General features: G+C 56.7%; 13 protein-coding genes. 8 read left to right on the top strand and 5 right to left on the bottom strand.

Annotated features, from left to right (window positions below):
- Nucleotides 1–2 precede the first annotated feature (2 nt).
- Entirely contained in the window at nucleotides 3–1,424 is a 1,422-nt protein-coding gene (locus tag CPT76_RS28855) for an MFS transporter (protein WP_258168893.1), read from the top strand.
- A gap of 155 nt (nucleotides 1,425–1,579) precedes the next feature.
- Here CPT76_RS28855 and CPT76_RS28850 read toward each other — a convergent pair whose 3' ends face one another.
- Complete coding sequence (locus CPT76_RS28850) at nucleotides 1,580–2,452, bottom strand: CPBP family intramembrane glutamic endopeptidase (RefSeq protein WP_105445329.1); 873 nt, start codon at nucleotides 2,450–2,452, stop codon at nucleotides 1,580–1,582.
- Between the two features lie 203 nt (nucleotides 2,453–2,655).
- Here CPT76_RS28850 and CPT76_RS28845 point away from each other — a divergent pair, with 203 nt between their 5' ends.
- The 3 genes from CPT76_RS28845 (at nucleotide 2,656) to CPT76_RS40755 (ending at nucleotide 9,330) form a co-directional block, all read left to right on the top strand.
- On the top strand, nucleotides 2,656–3,084 hold the full coding sequence (locus CPT76_RS28845; RefSeq protein WP_258168892.1) for a DnaJ family domain-containing protein: 429 nt from the start codon (nucleotides 2,656–2,658) through the stop codon (nucleotides 3,082–3,084).
- Between the two features lie 104 nt (nucleotides 3,085–3,188).
- Nucleotides 3,189–4,523: an MFS transporter gene (locus CPT76_RS28840; protein ID WP_105445352.1), complete on the top strand. Its 1,335-nt coding sequence runs from the start codon at nucleotides 3,189–3,191 to the stop codon at nucleotides 4,521–4,523.
- Nucleotides 4,453–9,330, top strand: a complete 4,878-nt coding sequence (locus CPT76_RS40755; RefSeq protein WP_258168891.1) for a DEAD/DEAH box helicase — start codon at nucleotides 4,453–4,455, stop codon at nucleotides 9,328–9,330. The genes CPT76_RS28840 and CPT76_RS40755 overlap by 71 nt, the downstream gene beginning before the upstream one ends.
- A 257-nt stretch (nucleotides 9,331–9,587) precedes the next feature.
- Here the strand turns inward: CPT76_RS40755 and CPT76_RS28820 are convergent, their stop codons facing one another.
- A complete protein-coding gene (locus tag CPT76_RS28820) occupies nucleotides 9,588–10,538 on the bottom strand; it encodes a DMT family transporter (RefSeq protein WP_105445328.1) in 951 nt (316 codons plus the stop codon).
- A gap of 142 nt (nucleotides 10,539–10,680) precedes the next feature.
- Between CPT76_RS28820 and CPT76_RS28815 the strand changes: the two genes are divergently transcribed.
- Both CPT76_RS28815 and CPT76_RS28810 read left to right on the top strand, forming a co-directional pair.
- Entirely contained in the window at nucleotides 10,681–12,021 is a 1,341-nt protein-coding gene (locus CPT76_RS28815) for an aminotransferase-like domain-containing protein (RefSeq protein ID WP_105445327.1), read from the top strand.
- 28 nt (nucleotides 12,022–12,049) lie between these two features.
- Entirely contained in the window at nucleotides 12,050–12,772 is a 723-nt protein-coding gene (locus CPT76_RS28810; RefSeq protein ID WP_076176189.1) for an AAA family ATPase, read from the top strand.
- A gap of 79 nt (nucleotides 12,773–12,851) precedes the next feature.
- Here CPT76_RS28810 and CPT76_RS28805 read toward each other — a convergent pair whose 3' ends face one another.
- Both CPT76_RS28805 and CPT76_RS40750 read right to left on the bottom strand, forming a co-directional pair.
- Complete coding sequence (locus CPT76_RS28805; RefSeq protein WP_374954742.1) at nucleotides 12,852–13,421, bottom strand: LysR family transcriptional regulator substrate-binding protein; 570 nt, start codon at nucleotides 13,419–13,421, stop codon at nucleotides 12,852–12,854.
- Entirely contained in the window at nucleotides 13,406–13,807 is a 402-nt protein-coding gene (locus tag CPT76_RS40750) for a hypothetical protein (protein ID WP_258168890.1), read from the bottom strand. The genes CPT76_RS28805 and CPT76_RS40750 overlap by 16 nt, the downstream gene beginning before the upstream one ends.
- A 274-nt stretch (nucleotides 13,808–14,081) precedes the next feature.
- Between CPT76_RS40750 and CPT76_RS28800 the strand changes: the two genes are divergently transcribed.
- Both CPT76_RS28800 and CPT76_RS28795 read left to right on the top strand, forming a co-directional pair.
- Nucleotides 14,082–14,435 (top strand): VOC family protein, encoded by a 354-nt coding sequence (locus CPT76_RS28800; RefSeq protein WP_105445325.1) that lies wholly within the window; start codon nucleotides 14,082–14,084, stop codon nucleotides 14,433–14,435.
- A gap of 28 nt (nucleotides 14,436–14,463) precedes the next feature.
- Complete coding sequence (locus CPT76_RS28795) at nucleotides 14,464–16,182, top strand: ABC transporter ATP-binding protein (RefSeq protein WP_105445324.1); 1,719 nt, start codon at nucleotides 14,464–14,466, stop codon at nucleotides 16,180–16,182.
- 90 nt (nucleotides 16,183–16,272) lie between these two features.
- Here the strand turns inward: CPT76_RS28795 and CPT76_RS28790 are convergent, their stop codons facing one another.
- The gene (locus tag CPT76_RS28790; protein ID WP_105445323.1) at nucleotides 16,273–16,701 is read right to left on the bottom strand and encodes a MarR family winged helix-turn-helix transcriptional regulator; all 429 of its coding nucleotides are present in this window, start codon (nucleotides 16,699–16,701) and stop codon (nucleotides 16,273–16,275) included.
- Between the last annotated feature and the right edge of the window lie 217 nt (nucleotides 16,702–16,918).

The following is a 16,918-nucleotide window of genomic DNA, read 5'->3' as shown; positions in this document are numbered from 1 at the left end:
ATATCCAGAAGAAGCGCTGGATCATCCTCATTGTTCTGAATTTATTTACATTTATGTCCACACTGGACGGAAGCATCGTCAACATCGCCCTGCCGGTGCTGTCCAAACAGATGGGACTGCCGATCGCCCAGATCGAATGGGTGACGACGGGGTACCTGATGGCGATCTGCGCAGTCATTCTTTTCTTCGGAAAACTGGGGGATATCGCAGGCAAGATCCGTATTTTTAAAATCGGCACGATCATCTTCATTATCGGATCGCTGCTGTGCGGGTTCAGCACAACGCTGCCGTTCCTGATCGTCTCCCGGGTCATTCAAGCGCTTGGAGCGTCGATGACCATGGCGAACAGCCAGGGGATTCTGACCGACATTTTTCCGGCGAAGGAGCGGGGGAGAGCGCTCGGGCTGATCGGCACGTTCGTTTCTCTCGGGAGCATTGCCGGGCCATCCTTAGGCGGCATCATCATTTCATCGCTTGGATGGGAGTACATTTTCTGGGTTAACGTACCGATCGGTTTGATCGCGATCATCATGGGGTGGAAGGTGCTGCCGGCGGATTTGATCCGGGTCAAGGCCAAGATCGACGTGCCGGGAAGCTCGCTGTTCGCAGTATTTATCATCACCTTGTTCGCAGGACTGCTGCTCGGCCAGCAGGCCGGATACGGCAACGTCTGGATTCTGCTCGCTCTTGCCGTCGCGCTGGTGGCGTTGGTCATCTTCCTTCGCACCGAAGCGGTTCGCAAGGACGCGCTGCTGGATCTGTCATTGTTTAAAAATCCGCTCTTCTCCATCAGCATTCTGTGCGGCTTTCTCGTCTTTACGGCCAATTTCTGCTTCAACATCATCGCGCCGTTTTATGCCCAGAACATGCTGAATCTGTCGCCGTTTGCCGCGGGATTTCTGCTCATGCTCTTCCCGATCTGCATGGTCATCGTGGCGCCGGTGAGCGGCGCTTTGTCGGACAAAATCGGCTCGGAGCTTCTCACCTTTGCCGGCTTGGTCGTGATGGTGATCGCCCAATTTGGCTTGGCCTGGCTGCATGAAGGAAGCAGCCTCGTGCTCGTCGGGCTGTGGATTGCCATGCTCGGCATCGGCAGCGGCCTGTTCCAGTCGCCGAACAACTCGCTCGTCATGTCCCAAGTGCCGCGCACGCAGCTCGGCTCAGCCGGGAGCGTCAACTCCTTGGTGCGGAACGTGGGCATGGTCGTCGGCATCACTGTCGCAACGACCATTTTGTTCCATGTCATGAGCCTCCGCGCCGGCCGGCGGGTGACCGGGCTGGTGCCGGGTCACCCCGACATTTTCTTAAGCGGCATGCACGCGGTGTTCAGCACGTCAGCCTGCATCTGCCTGGTGGCCGCCGCCTTAACGGGCTGGCGCATGTACCGGGCGAAGGCGGGGAAGCGACGGGAGGTAAAGGCTTGATTTTTAAGATGAAAAAGCCAGTTTAATACTGAAAACAACCGTCCGAAAAAGGACGGTTGTTTTTTTAAAGGTATAAGAAAGTATTGGCTTCGGAGACTCAAGTTTCTTATAGCGCAACAAAAATTTCAGCAAAAAGGGTCCCGCTTTGCTCCGCGTTAACCTCCGCATGACCCCGCGTTAACCTCGGACAGCTCACCGGATGCTTTTTTAGCCCGGGTGCTTTTTCCAAGCTTGATCCAGATTACAGCCGCGCAGGCCGCCCATACCGCAATGGTGATGACCCCGCTCTCCCCGGCCACGTAAGACCAGCCCGAAGCTTTATCGAAGAACAGCTGCTCCAGCCAGCTCCGCGACAAATTGATGACCATATGAATGAGAACGACCGGCCAGATACTGCGGCTGCGCCAGCGGACCCAGCCCATAAACACGGATAACGGAAAGATCATGACGGTGAACAGCATCAGGTTGATCCACACATTCCCGTCCGTATTGTATTGGTTTAGATAAAAAGGATAGTGGAAGCAGGCCCACACGGCGGCGGTGATCAGAATGGACTTTCGAATGCTGTAAGCCTCCGTCAGCTTGGGCTGCAGATAGCCGCGCCAGCCGATTTCCTCTCCGAAGGAAAAGATCAGCATGCTGATCAGCATCTGAGGAGCCCAGGAGCTTTTGGTGATATACCAGGCATATTCGGAAACGGTGAAGCGAGCGGTGCCTTGGCTCAGGAATTCGGCCGACGGCAGTTGGACGATCCCGAAAGCCCACGCGGCAAGAAACCCGATTCCAATCGGGACGATGGACAAGATAGCGGCAAAATACCAGCGGAGACCGCCAAACGTGCCGAGCCCCGACGAACGTAGAGAATCTTTCCTTCCGGATACAAAGATCAGCATCAGCAGCACGGTGATCATGGGAGCAAGCTGGCTGATGGCGACGAGATTCATGCTTCCGGACAGATTGGCCAGCAGGGTAAGCAGCAGCACAGTCACACTGAATGCCGCCGCGGAGCGAATAGATGTTATTTTCATGAATAACTTCCTCTCTTGTTGGTTGTTAATGTTATGGTAAGGGGCAATTATCAAGAATTTATAAAGCTCTGATGATAATTTGCGGCCTTTTCGAAATACGACATGCAGAGGGAAGACCGGGGTATGCTACAATGGGGTTATACGATATGCGATAGGCTCCAAATAACGGATCGGCGATCCTGGCATAAGGAGAGGTGACTGGGGTGGAACGGGAAGATCAGAACAAAGAAGCCAAAGATCAAGACGAAAAGGCCGAAGCGGAAGACCGTTACCAGAACATGTCCACGCGGTACGGGCTGGTGGAATCGGCTATTGACGATTTTGCGAAGCGGGGCGGGTTTGACGATCTGCCAGGCAAAGGCAAGCCGCATAAGATCGACGACGAAGATGTGTTCAGCAGCATTTTGAAGAAAAACAATTATCAGCCTCCTTGGGCCGAGCTGCGGAAGGAAATCGCTGCGGATTTGAAGCGTCTGGCTGACAACCCCCGCTCGGATCACGAGCTTCGGGCCGAACTCGAAGCGGTTAACGACAAAATCAGAACGTATAACCGGATCGTGCCGCACCCGATGCTGCAGAAGGGGCTGGTGTCCAGAGCGAATTTGGAGAGTGCCTACCCCAAATGGGTTTAATGCTATAAAACGTTCATTCACTTTATGATTAAGGAGATTTATCATTGCAGACACAGGCGGAATTGAACGGCGTGAAAACGGCCAAGCCGGCCGGCCGCAACTATATGCTGCAGCTGGCGACCGTTTTTATCGGGTTCATCATTTTTGGGTTTTCGGAAAATATCAAGGGTCCGGCGATTCCCCGCATCCAGGCGGATTTCGGACTCGACGAGCAGCAGCTTGGAACCCTGCTCTCGCTCAATTCGCTCGGGTATCTGCTGGCCTGTTCCTTCACTGGGTATATTACCCGCAAGATCGGGATCAAATGGGTCAGCATGATCTCGTTCGGATCGATGGTTCTCTCGGGCGTCTTCATCTTATTGTCGCGAACATACCCTCTATTTTCGGCGTCCTATTTTTTCATGTACATCGGCAACGGCATGCTGGAAATCGGCCTGGCGATTCTGGGAGCGCGGATTTTCGTGCGCAATACCGGGACGATGATGAACCTGTCGCACTTTTTCTACGGGCTTAGTTCGATCGTGGCGCCGATGATCGCCTCAGGTTTAATGTCCGTTTCGATCATGGGCTTAACGCTCGGCTGGCGTGAGATGTATATGGTGATGCTCGCGCTGGCAGTGATTCCGATGATCCCGGCGCTGCTCGGCCGGTTTCCGGGCGACGATACCGTCCAGGAGGACCGGATCTCGCTGTGGATGCTGACCAAGGACCGGGCCTTGTGGATGATTGTGCTGCTGCTGACCTTCGGAGTCATTTCGGAAATGGCCGTGGGCAGCTGGCTGGTGAATTTTCTGGAGAAAAGCTATCACTGGGACCAGACGGCAGCTTCGGGCATGCTCTCGATCTTTTTCCTTTGTTTCTCACTGGCACGCCTTTTCCTAGGCCCGGTAACGGACCGGATCGGCTTTATTCTGTCGCTGATGATCCTCTCCGGCTTCTCTGGACTGTGTACGTTCGCCGCCATTTTCAGTGGGGAAGGGGGCGCGTTCCTGTTTGCGGCCGCAGGCATCGGCATTGCTCCGATTTATCCGACCGTCATGGCGGTCATCGCCAAGCGTTACGTGAATGGAAGCGATACGGCCATCACCTTCACTGTTACCCTGATGGGGGTCGGCAGCGTGATCGGCAATTATCTGATCGGGGCCATCACTAGCGGCGTGAAGCATATCTTTGGTGCCGGCACGCCTGAAGGCCTGGTCCGGGGGCTGCAGGCGGGATATTCGTTTATCGGCTTATGCGCCCTGATCTGCTCGGCGGTAAGCTTCGTGCTGTACCGGTATTTGAAAAAAGAAACGAACTGCTGTAGGAAAAAGCGTGGGGGTTCCTCACGCTTTTTCCTAACGCTCTCTCAGGAGACGATGAACAATCATGAGTGTGAACCAAACTTTAAACGATATACAGTGGCAAGAGCTGATCCGCAGCGTTGCGGAGTATTATAACGACCTGACGATCAAACGCGGATTTCAATATTATAAACAGGGCCGGGTGACGGAACTGTCAATCGGCGGGGATGGCGAAATTGAGGCCGTGGTGAAGGGCGGGGATGCTTATCGTGTCCACCTGAACCTCGAGTCGGTTCAGGAGGGCCGCTGCAGCTGCCCGGTCGGGGAACGATGCAAGCATTCCATCGCCGCCCTCCTGGAGTATGTCAGCCGGCAGGGCCGGTCCGTGCATGCGATTGTCAATGCGCACACGACCGTCAGGCTCCAGCATCATCTGCCGGAGACGGAAGCTGAAGAAGACCTCGGGCCTGTGCAGCGGGGAAGTGCGGCGGATGCTTTAAGGGAGAAGGCGGCCCATTTGGCGGAGATGAGCCTCTCCGAATGGCACGCCTTCTTCAAGCTGTGCATCACTCCACTGGAATTTACGAGCCAGAACTCGCACTATGCCCGGAACGCCATACATGCGATCAACGCCGTCAAGCCGGACCTGACTCCGGTCCTGGAGCAGCTGTATCAGCTCCATGCCAGGCTGTATATGCTGATCAAGCTGATTAAGCCAATTGTGCCGGGCGGACGGTCTCCGGCATTTTTGGGGTACCACGTGCAGGTGGCCGCGGATGAACTGCGGGGAGGCATGCTGCAGCTGCTGGGCGAGGGGATCGATCTGGCCGCCGAGCCGGATCAATGGCCGCGCGTGACCAAGACGCTGAACTACCTGCGCCGGCAGATGCTGACGGAAACGGGGCAGCACGGTTATCTGTTCGATATTTATGACCGGTTCTGGCTGAAATGGATCCATCCGAACGTCACAGACACCCGGATGCATGAGGAAGAGATGCGGAAACTGCAAAGCGTCGAAGAGGAGCTGGGCGATACGCTCTCCCGGCTGCCGTGGATGCTCGCCCAGGCCCGTATTGCGTTCCTGATGGGGGAAGACCGGCAAGCCTGGTCCTGGCTGCAGGCAGCGGACAAGGCTTCCATCATCCCGCACGGATTCCTGAGTTCCTTTCTGGACGAGCTGTCCGCTTCGGAGGATTGGGCCCGCCTGCAGGAATGGCTGGTGCGGCTGGCTCCTCTGTTCAGCAATCACCGAAAGGAGCCTCTGCACGAATATGCCGCCTATTGGAATACCTTTGTCCAGCATGTGCCTGAGGCGGAGGAGACGATGTGGCATACCCTCGCCGGGATGCTGCCGTATTCCAAGGAAGTTTATGAAGATAACCTGCTGGCCCACGAAAAATGGCGCTTGTGGATGGACGTGCAGCTCAGCTCCGGCAAGGACCCGCTGGAGTTCCGGGTCAGCGTGCTTGCGCCGATCGAGAAGCAGGCGCCTGAGCTGCTGCTGCCCTTCTACCATCAAGGCGTGGAGAGGCATGTCCTCCTGAAGAACCGCTCCGGCTACAAAGCCGCGGTCAAGCTGCTCAAGCGTCTGGCCAAGCTGTACAAAAAAATTGAAGCGGGAGGAGCGCTGGGAAGAATTCATCATCGTGTTTTCAAGCCGCCACAGCCGGCTGCGCGCGCTTCAGGAAGAGCTTCGGAAAGGAAAGTTGATCCCATGATTCCATACACCGACACCATCACGATCCATACCCGGCTCAGCGGGTACGGCGACGCGCTCATCTACGGCTCGACGCCAACGCGCCGGACCGTGCCCGGCATCGACCTGAAGCACAGGCTGTTCGCCTGGCATGAAGAGACTTTGTACGGTACGCAACTGGACGTTCAGCAGGTGCAGGACATCGAGCTGGTCATCCTGCCGGCCGAGTACGTCATCGCGTTCTTCGCCCAGCTGGACCTGCTTGCCCACATCCAGTGGGCGGGAGACGAAGGGACGGAGACGATGATCCGGCTCGCTCCTGCGCTGATGTCCTGCGTTCGTGAGAAACGGTACAACCCAAGCCTGCCTGCGTTTCAGTCCGGCAAGCTTCAGTGGAACTGGGATGAATCCCGGCTGGATGCCGAAGCGCGGGAAGAGATCAGGGACTTGGGACCGGAATTCGCTGAGGGGCTGCGCGCCGCATTCTCTTCGCTGGTATTCAGCGAATGCTATGGAACGGAAGCGACGGCTTCCGACCTGCGCCGCGAGTACCCGATGCTCTTCGCGAGAGAGGGGGCGGTCGCCGGCTTGACCGAGCAGGCATGGCTCATCTCGATCGGCTGGAAAGCGGACGCGGCGCCGTTTCGACCCGTGCTGCAGCTGCTGGAGCCGGACGAAGCCGAGCCCGTCTGGCGCCTCCAGCTTGTGCTGCAGGACAAGCTGGACCCGTCGGTGCTGATGCCTGTCCGTCTGGATGCGGACGGACAGGCATCCGGCGTGTGGCCGGACGTCTGGACGGCCCACATCCGCGAGCGCTCCGCCGGGTGGGCGGAGCATCTGCGCGCCAGCCTGCCGGCGAGCGTGCGGGCTGCGGAGCGCAGCGACGTGCTGGGCCAGCCGCTGTCCGACGCGGCGGCGTGGCAGTTTTTGACGGCGGACAGCCGCCGTCTGCTGGATGCGGGCTGGCAGGTGCTGCTGCCCGCGTGGTGGGAGGCCGCCAGCCGGCGGAAGCCGAAGCTGCGGGCCAAGGTCAAGGCCGGCGAGGGCGAGGAGGCCGCCGCCAAAGGGCAGGGCAGCTCACTGTTCGGCCTGGACTCGATCATTCAGTTCGACTGGCGGGTGTCGATCGGCGACCTTCAGATTACGGAGGACGAATTCAAGGAGCTGGTCGCCCGCAACGAGCGGCTGGTTCGCTTCCGCGGCGAATGGATTACGCTCGACCCCAGCCTGATCAAGCAGATCGGCCAGATGATGGAAGGAGTCGACAGCTCGCAGGGCTTGTCCCTTCAGGACGTTCTCCATCTGCATCTCCAGCGGAAGGACGAGGACGCCGGCTCCCGGAAGCGGGAGGACGGCGAGGAAGAAGAGGCGGACGAAGATCCGGATGAAGCGGCTCGGATCGAGCTCGAAGTGGAGCTGAACGAGCATCTTCTGACGCTCATGAACCAGCTCAGCCAGAAGTCGGCCTGGCCGAAGCTGGACATTCCATCCGGGCTGCAGGCCGAGCTGCGTTCTTACCAGTACGACGGGTTCTCCTGGCTGGCGTTTCTGCGCCGGTTTGGGCTGGGCGCCTGCCTTGCCGACGATATGGGCCTGGGGAAAACCATCCAGTTTATCACGTATTTGCTGCATCTGAAGGAGACAGCGGACGCATCCGGAGAATGGCGCCTGCCTTCGCTGCTGATCTGCCCGACCTCGGTGCTGGGCAACTGGCAGAAGGAGATCAGCCGCTTTGCGCCTTCGCTGAAGGTGCTGCTGCATTACGGCAGCCGCCGGTCAGGAGAGGCGGCGCTCCGTGAAGAACTACGCGAGGCAGATGTAGTCCTGACCTCGTATGCGACCGCGACGCTGGACCAAGACCTGCTGAAGGAGTTCGCCTGGGAATCGCTGTGTCTTGACGAGGCACAGAACATCAAGAACGCCCAGACGAAGCAGTCGGCCGCCGTGCGCAGCTTTCCGGCCCGGCATCGGATCGCGCTGACCGGAACGCCGATCGAAAACCGGCTTTCCGAGCTGTGGTCGTTGTACGATTTTATGAATCCGGGATTTTTGGGCAGTCTCCGCAGCTTCCAGGTCCGCTTTATTCAGCCGATCGAGCGGGATCAGGACGAGCAGCGGACGGCGCAGCTGCAGAAGCTGGTGAAGCCGTTTATGCTGCGGCGGAAGAAGAAGGATCCGCACATCCAACTGGAGCTGCCGGAAAAGAACGAGATGAAAACCTATATCCACCTGACCGCCGAGCAGAGCGCCCTCTACGATCAGACGGTCAACGACCTGATGAACCGGGTGCAGAAGCTGGAGGGCATTCAGCGGAAGGGGGCCATTCTGTCTGCCCTGACACAGCTCAAGCAGGTCTGCGACCATCCGGTGCTCCTGACCGGGGAATCGGTCGATAACTTTGTGGATCCCGCGGATATGGCCGCGGTATCTGGTACGGCGGGCGCAGCGGCAGGCACGGAAGGTGCGGCTGACTCAAGTGTCCTGCTGAGTGATTCAAACGCTCCAGGAGTTTCGGGTGATCTGGAGACTGCCGGAAAGCATGAGGCTGAGGGCAGCGAAGCGGTTATAGTTGATCGGCGGGCTTCGGCTGGCACAGTTGATGCCGTTGACTTGGCTGCGGAAACTTCTGCCGAAGCAAAGGCGCCAGAGCGTGAGGCTACTGCATGGACAGCAGCTGAATCCTCAGGAGGCCAGCTCGACACAGAACGGCTTATCAGCCGCTCGGCCAAGCTGGAACGGCTGCTAGCTATGGTCAAAGAGCTGCGGGAAGAGGGCGACCGCTGCCTGATTTTTACGCAGTATATCGGCATGGGCCAGATCCTTCAGCGGGTCCTGGGTCAGGAGCTGCAGGAGCCGGTGCTGTATTTGAACGGCAGCACGTCCAAAACCGCGCGGGACCGGATGATCGAACAGTTCCAGTCCCAGTCGCTGCCGGCTGCCGAGCAGCCCGGTGTGTTCATCCTGTCGATCAAGGCGGGGGGCGTCGGTCTGAACCTGACTGCGGCCAACCACGTCTTCCACTTCGACCGCTGGTGGAACCCGGCCGTGGAGAACCAGGCGACGGACCGGGCCTACCGGATGGGCCAGACCAAGGACGTGCAGGTGCACAAGTTCATCTCACTCGGCACGCTTGAGGAGCGGATCGACGAGATGCTGGAGAGCAAGCAGCAGCTCAGCGATAATGTCATTTCCAGTACGGAAAGCTGGATTACCGAGCTGTCGACCGATGCGCTGAAGGACCTGTTTACGCTGCGGCGCGACTGGTAGGGACAGCAAAGGGAGAAGCTGCAGGCATCTATCATTAGTTGGGGCGCGAGAACAGCGCAATCATCGTTCAGAAAAATGAAATGATCAGTGTAAAAATGATGAAATAATCCAAATTGAAAAACAGCTGCAGGAAATTGCAGCTGTTTTTTTGCTGTTAAAGTGCCTGACACGCATGATCCTTAATTCCTGTGCTGCCTGTTTTGTTTTGGTCTGCCTTCATGCCCAAGTGGCCGACTAAGGTTTAAGCCCAACACGCGTCATCCTTTGGAGCTCCCGAGCTGTTTGCTTTGGTCCGCTTGTAGGCCCTGGCGCCGCTTCAGGTTCACACCCATTACGCCGCCGATAATCAGGACAGCTCCCACCCAGTGGTACCAGTCCAGACGCTCGTTCAGCAGCAGCACGCCGCCGACGATCGTCACGACGGTGGAGAGGCTGCCGAAGACGCTGACGCGGGAAGCCTCCATGCGGGACAGGGCATAGTTGGTCAGAAACGAAGTCACCAGGGAGGACAACACGCCAAGGTACAGCACGGCCAGAAGAAATTTAGGCTCCAGGAACGGCGTGAAATACTGGCTGAGCGTCCCTTGAGATACATGCTTAATCACCGATATGACGTTGAAAAACACAAAGCCGAAGAAGGTGATGATGTAGGTCATATCCTTTGGACGCCAGGTTTTGGTCATCCTCCGGGCGCCTGTATTATATCCTGCCATGGAAAGGGCAGACAGAAGGATCAGCAGGACACCGCCAAGGCTGGCGGAGGAGATGCTGATCCCGGGCACGGCGAAGATCAGAATGACACCAGCCACCGAAACCAGGGTGAACATTTTTTGAGCAAACGTCGTGTGCTCCTTGAGGAAGATCGCAGCCAGAATCATTGTAAACACCGGCACGACCGCCTGGACGATCCCGGCCACCGAAGACGAGGCGTAGAGCAGTCCAAATGCCTGTAAGGCAAAAAACAGCGAAGGGTAAAGCAGGGCCAGCGGAAGCAGCGCGGCTGTCCGGGGCATGACTTCCTTCATTCGGGCCCGTCCGGGAAAGGCGAACAGCGATGCCGCCAGAAAGGACAGCGTGAAGCGATGGGCAAGCGTGTCGAGCGGATCCGATACGCTGAGTGCGATTTTGACGAAAATAAAAGACAATCCGATGATCAAAGCGTTGATGAGCGCGGCCGCGACCGCTTTTTTATTCGAAGAAGCATTCATAAAGTCAGACCTCCCTAATCACTGCGCGCGCTTTATGGACCGGTCCTGTTGATGGTTTCATTTTACGGGGGGCGCGGCTGTGCTACAATATCAATAATCATCATCTGTACCGGTACAAAAGAGCGGGGGAGGAGGCGTTACGATGTATAAATACGCCGAGCTGATCAACGATTTGGAACTGCAAATCTCGGGTGACGGCTATAGGGAAGGGGACAGGTTGCCGTCCATCCGGGAGCTGTCAAAGCGTTATGATTGCAGCAAAAGCACGGTGATCCGCGCGTTGGAGGAGCTGCAGGACAAGCATTTGATTTATGCCGCCCCCAAGAGCGGTTATTACGTGATGAAGCGGTCCGGAAAAAAGCAGAATCCGGGAAACCAGTGGATCGATTTTACGGCAGCCGCGCCGGATCCGGATATTTTTCCGTATCTGGATTTTCAGCATTGTATCAATAAAGCGATTGATATGTACCGCAACGACTTGTTCATTTACGGAACCCCCCAGGGACTGCCGTCCTTGATCCGCGAGATGCAGCGCCAATTGGCCTCTTACCAGGTGTTCACCGATCAGCGCGGTATCTTCATTACGTCCGGGGTACAGCAGTCGCTGGGGCTGCTGGCGCGTATTCCGTTTCCGAACGGCAGGCACCGGGTTTTGGTGGAACAGCCGTGTTATCCGCTGCTGATGGAGTACCTGAGGACGTACGGCATGGAAGCAGAAGGGATCCGGCGGTCGGGCGACGGCATCGATCTGGATGAGCTGGAGCGGATGTTTAAGACCAGGGAGATCAAGTGGTTCTATACGGTGCCACGCTTCCATAATCCGCTGGGAGGATCCTACAACCGATCGCAGAAGAAGGCTATCGCCCGTCTGGCGGCCCAGTACGACGTCTACATTATCGAGGACGATTACATGGCCGATCTGGAGCAGGATGCCAAAGAGGACCCGATCTATGCGTACGACAACTCCGCGCATGTCGTCTATTTAAAGAGTTATTCCAAGATCATATTTCCGGGTCTGCGGATCGGTGTGGCCGTGCTCCCTGAGGCACTGTGGAACGATTTCAACCAATTCAAAAAACTGGCGGATATCGACAGCTCGATGCTCTCCCAGGCGGCCCTGGAGCTGTACCTCAAGAGCGGCATGTTCGAGCGCCACCGCAAAAAAATGCGCAGCTGCTATGGGCGAAGATCCGCCCTGCTGCACGAAACGATCATGATGCATGCGGGGAGTACGCAATCGTCTCATTTTACTTACCAACCGGCCCGGCAGCTGGGTGTTCATACGTATCTGAAGCTGGAGGATGCTGCCCGTGCCCGTCAGGTGATCCAGCGGCTGCAGAAAAAGTTCATTCGGGTCGAAACCGCAGACGCGGGTTACCTTGATTCGTTTGTGAAAGAGCCGCTTCTCAAGCTGAATGTGTCCAGTGTCAAGGAGCCGGATATAAGGTCCGGCATTGAGCAGGTGATTCGGGAGATCGGGTAGGACGATCGATGTTGAAGGGAGGAGACCGATGTTTTTACGAAGCTTGACCATTCTGCGCAATGAACATACCAAGGGGAACGAGTACCCCTTTTCCATTCCGGCGCTGCGGAATTTGGAGTCCCTGTCGTTTCGGGGAAACGTAACCTTTTTTGTCGGGGAAAACGGGTCGGGCAAATCCACACTGATGGAAGGAATCGCAGACCGGTGCGGATTCAACACGGCAGGCGGGAGCAGAAACAACGCGTATGAGGTGGATGCTTCCCAATCAGCGCTTGGCGACCATATCCGGTTGTCCTGGATGCCCAAAGTGACGAACGGGTTTTTCCTGCGCGCGGAGACGTTTTACCATTTTGCCAGCCATCTGGACACCATGCCTGCCAGCTTACGCTATTACGGAGGGCGATCTCTGCATGAGCAGTCGCATGGGGAGGCCTTTCTGTCGCTGTTCAAGCACCGGTTCGGTAAAAAGGCTATCTACCTGCTGGACGAGCCCGAAGCGGCTTTATCCCCGGCGCGGCAGCTGGCGCTGCTGAAGGTGATCAAGGATTTGGAGAAAGAGGCCCAGTTTATCATCGCGACCCATTCGCCGATCCTGCTGGGCTATCCCGATGCAGATATCATCAATTTTGACGTCCATCCTCCCCAAGAGGTCCAATATGAAGATACGATGCACTATATTATCACCCGCCGTTTTCTTGAAAACCGGAAGCGTGTGCTGAGCGAGCTGTTTGAGGAGGAGGACGGGGACTGAAGCGGATGATTCCATGTTAAAAGCCCATTTCGAGGAAATGGGCTTTTTTGCGTGGGCTCGATTGTGTCGTGGATCAAACTTACGCATTCCGCCGGATTGTCTCGAAGGGTTCCTCCGCCCCTGCCTGCGGCAGCCCCCGCTGCAGAGCCTCATATAGCCTGGAGGCGGCCAGGCGCGGCGGGTATTCAGCCGACCGGCACACATAACCGCAGGTGATGTTGACGGCATTGCCTTTAAAAGGACGGATTACTGTTTCGGCAGGTGCAGGCTGCAGGACGGTCAGCGGCACGAGGGCAGCGCCCAATCCGCTCTGCACGTAAAATTTCAGCGCAGCCATGCTGCCGATTTCCATCGCATCCATAGGCGGGCCTCCGGGCTCCTGCATGATCATTTCAAGCTTCCGGCGGTAAGGGCAGTCGGCTTGCGTAATCAGCAGACGATGCCCTCTAAGATCGGCGGGAGTGACGAGCTCCCTGGAAGCCAGCGGATGATCCTCCGGCATGAGGACGACAAAATGTTCGGTCAGCAGCGGTTCATAATAAAGCCCGGCACCAAGCTGGGGAGGAGAACAAATCGCCATGTCCAGATCTCCCCGCAGCACCTGTTCGTTCAGCTGGGGCGAGCTGGCAATCGTCACGGATACCCGTATATTAGGGTAATCGCGCAGAAAAGAAGCGAGGATCTCCGGTAGCCGGTAGCTGGAAAGTAAACGCGGCTGCCCGGATTCGGATCCTTCGTTCGCAGTCCGCCAAACGAGGCGTAGGTCCGGGCAAGCTCTTTCCAGCCGCTGTCCGGACTCTGGCTCCAGTAAACTTTAACCGGACCCAGATTGGCGGTGGTCTGCCAGTGCAGCGCCAGCGTACCGTCTTTGGCCCGTTCCACGTCAGCCCCGGTGAAGTTGCCCTGCTTGGCCTTGGCTTGAATGCCGGAGGCGGGCGCTTTGCCCGCAGGTGCAGCTGCGCTGGCCATGACTGCCGACAGCGGCGCAGCTGAAAGCAGCAGGGCCGTGCCCAGCAGAATCGTTTTTTTCATCATTGTCGTTGTTCTCCCCCTCTGGTCTTGGAAAAATGCATGTTGTCCTCTTTATGATGGGGGAGAAGTGTTGGCATCATGTTATCCGAGCATCAGCGGAAGGTAAAATTGTGTCAGTATTTACATAAATCTCGATAAAGGTGTCAGATTTAAACGAACCATGAGACAGAATGCTGACGGATGTGGGTCAGAACAGAAGAAATTCGGCATACAGGGAGGGGGTCCCCGACCAGTGTCGAATAGTTACTTGGAAGTAAAAGGAACAAGGAGGCTGGAGATGAAAGTAAAACGGATTGTCACGAACATTTATACGGAGGATCTGGCGGCCGCCCGTACTTTTTATGAGGACGTGCTCGGTTTGGAGAAGTGGATGGACCACGGATGGATCGCTACCTATGGGACCGATGCCCGTATGGATGTTCAGGTCAGCGTCGCATCGGAAGGGGGCTCGGGCACCCCGACGCCGGACCTGTCCATCGAAGTGGATGACGTCGACGAAGCTCTGAACCGCATGAAGCAGGCGGGCTTTCAGATCGAATACGGTCCGGCGGATGAGCCGTGGGGCGTGCGCCGTTTCTATGTACGGGATCCTTTTGGGAAACTGATCAATATCCTGGCCCACAAACCGTAAAATTACAACAAGGAAGTGTGATACATCCATGATTCGAAGGTTTTTCGCGTACTACAAGCCGTACAAGGGGCTGTTTATCCTTGATTTCGTGTGCGCGGTGTTCGCCGGGCTGCTGGAGCTGGCCTTTCCGCTGGCCGTCAGCCATTTTATCGATAACCTGCTGCCCAGCAAGGACTGGGCGATCATCGTCGTCGCCTGTCTGGCGCTGCTGGCCATTTACGGGCTCAATATGGTGCTGCAGTATATCGTGACCTACTGGGGTCATATGCTGGGCATCAACATTGAAACGGATATGCGTAAAAAGCTGTTCGACCATATCCAGAAGCTCTCGTTCCGTTTCTTCGACAATCATAAAACCGGGCATTTGGTCGGGCGGATCACCAATGATCTGAACGACGTCGGCGAGGTGGCCCACCACGGGCCGGAGGATGTCTTTATTGCGGTAATGACGCTGATTGGCTCCTTTGCGCTGATGGCTTCCATTAACATGGAGCTGGCGCTGCTGACCTTTATCATTATCCCGGTCATGGCCTGGGTGATCATCCACTTCGGGGGACGAATGACCACGACGTACCGGCGGCTGTTCGGGAACGTGGGGAATTTCAACGCCCGGATCGAGGACAACGTCGGCGGAATCCGCGTCGTGCAGTCCTTTGCCAATGAGGAGCATGAGAAGAAGCTGTTTGACGTCGACAACCAGAACTTCCGCCAGACCAAGCTGATGGCTTATAAGACGATGGCGAAAAGCATGTCGGTCACCTACATGATGATGCGGCTCGTCACCGTGTTCGTAATGCTGTGCGGCGCCTGGTTTTTCCTCAGCGGACGGATCGAGCTGGGCGAGTTCATGGCGTTCCTGCTGCTGTCCAACGTCTTTTTCCGCCCGATCGAAAAGATCAATGCGGTCATCGAAAGCTACCCGAAAGGCATCGCGGGCTTTCGACGGTATTTGGAAATTATGGATACCGAGCCAGATATTGCGGACGCTCCGGATGCAGTGGAATTGGATCGGGTTGTAGGCAATATCCGTTACGAAGGCGTTACCTTCGGTTATGATCCGGCCAAACCGATCCTGAACAACATCGATCTGTCGATCCGGGCGGGGGAGACCGTCGCGTTCGTCGGTCCTTCCGGAGCGGGGAAAACGACGATCTGCAGCCTGCTGCCGCGCTTCTATGAGCTGGATGGGGGACGGGTTACGATCGACGGCATCGATATCCGGGACATCAAGCTGGATTCGCTGCGGCGGCACATCGGCATCGTGCAGCAGGACGTGTTCCTGTTCTCCGGCACAGTGAAGGAAAATATCGCATACGGCAATTTGAATGCCACCGATGAGGAAATTTGGAAGGCGGCGGAGCGCGCATCGCTGGCCGAAGTGATCCGCTCCATGCCGGAGGGCATGGATACGGTCATCGGCGAGCGGGGGGTGAAGCTGTCGGGCGGACAAAAGCAGCGCTTATCGATCGCCCGGATGTTCCTGAAGAACCCGCCGATCCTTATCCTGGACGAGGCAACGTCGGCGCTCGACACCGAGACGGAAGCCGCCATTCAGCAGGCGCTGACCGAGCTGTCGCAGGGGCGCACGACGCTGGTCATCGCTCACCGGCTGACGACGATCCGCAACGCGGACCGCATTATGGTCGTGAATGAACAGGGAATTGCCGAGGAAGGCATACACCAGGAGCTGATTGCAGCCGGCGGCATATACAGCCGGCTGCACCTGGTCCAGTCGCAGCATTCGTAATACTGCGATATAAGGAAGCCAGTTCTCGAAGCTGATTCCTTCTCTTATCATCAAAAAGGAGCTCCACGATACCCGTGGGGCTCCTTTACTTTATTCATCTTTTTGGGCCAAGCTGACTTTGTGCAGCAGCGAGATCAGCTGATCATGCTCTTCCGGGGTCAGATACCGGGCTAGAGTCCGGCTGGATTCATCCAGGATCGCATGCAGCTGAGGCTGTACTTCCTTGGCTTTGGAGGTGGGAAACAGCAGCTGGGAACGCCGGTCATCCGGGTCCGGCTTGCGCTCGATATAACCAGACGCCTCCAGCTGTTTAATGGAACGGGCCGTGGTGGCCTTGTCGAATTTCAACTGCTGGGTCAGCTGTTCCTGCGTAATTCCCGGTTGATGCAGGATGGCCTTCAGGAAGCTGTGCTGTCCGCCGCCGCCGATGCCGTAAGGAGCCAGTTCCTTGGCGAGCCTTTTCTGGTTCTGGCGATGGATGTACGAAATCAGCTTGCCAATCGGTTCTTTGTTCGGCATTACATCGGCACCTTCTTTCATCATGAAGTGGAGGGACAACGGTAACGATAAACTCAAGTTCAGCAAATATTTTATCTCAAAATGGTTGCAAGCGCAACTAATATAAGGTACACTGTTACTGCCAATTAGTTGCGCGCGCAACTAATGATGATGAACAGGAGCAGGAGGTACCACATGAGTTCAATACAGCGGACGTACCAAGAGGATGCGAATATCC

It is taken from the genome of Paenibacillus sp. AR247 (genome assembly GCF_002968895.1).
In the GTDB taxonomy this organism is placed as follows: Bacteria; Bacillota; Bacilli; order Paenibacillales; family Paenibacillaceae; genus Paenibacillus_AQ; species Paenibacillus_AQ favisporus.
Note: the sequence above shows the minus strand (reverse complement) of the source record. Positions and strands in the feature narration are given on the sequence as shown.

Bases quoted from the DNA above. Each gene is read 5' to 3' on its own strand.
- CPT76_RS28850 (WP_105445329.1), bottom strand. From the start codon at position 2,452: ATGAAAATAACATCTATTCGCTCCGCGGCGGCATTCAGTGTGACTGTG.
- CPT76_RS28840 (WP_105445352.1), top strand. From the start codon at position 3,189: ATGCTGCAGCTGGCGACCGTTTTTATCGGGTTCATCATTTTTGGGTTT.
- CPT76_RS40755 (WP_258168891.1), top strand. From the start codon at position 4,453: ATGAGTGTGAACCAAACTTTAAACGATATACAGTGGCAAGAGCTGATC.
- CPT76_RS28820 (WP_105445328.1), bottom strand. From the start codon at position 10,538: ATGAATGCTTCTTCGAATAAAAAAGCGGTCGCGGCCGCGCTCATCAAC.
- CPT76_RS28815 (WP_105445327.1), top strand. From the start codon at position 10,681: ATGTATAAATACGCCGAGCTGATCAACGATTTGGAACTGCAAATCTCG.
- CPT76_RS28810 (WP_076176189.1), top strand. From the start codon at position 12,050: ATGTTTTTACGAAGCTTGACCATTCTGCGCAATGAACATACCAAGGGG.
- CPT76_RS40750 (WP_258168890.1), bottom strand. From the start codon at position 13,807: ATGATGAAAAAAACGATTCTGCTGGGCACGGCCCTGCTGCTTTCAGCT.
- CPT76_RS28800 (WP_105445325.1), top strand. From the start codon at position 14,082: ATGAAAGTAAAACGGATTGTCACGAACATTTATACGGAGGATCTGGCG.
- CPT76_RS28795 (WP_105445324.1), top strand. From the start codon at position 14,464: ATGATTCGAAGGTTTTTCGCGTACTACAAGCCGTACAAGGGGCTGTTT.
- CPT76_RS28790 (WP_105445323.1), bottom strand. From the start codon at position 16,701: ATGCCGAACAAAGAACCGATTGGCAAGCTGATTTCGTACATCCATCGC.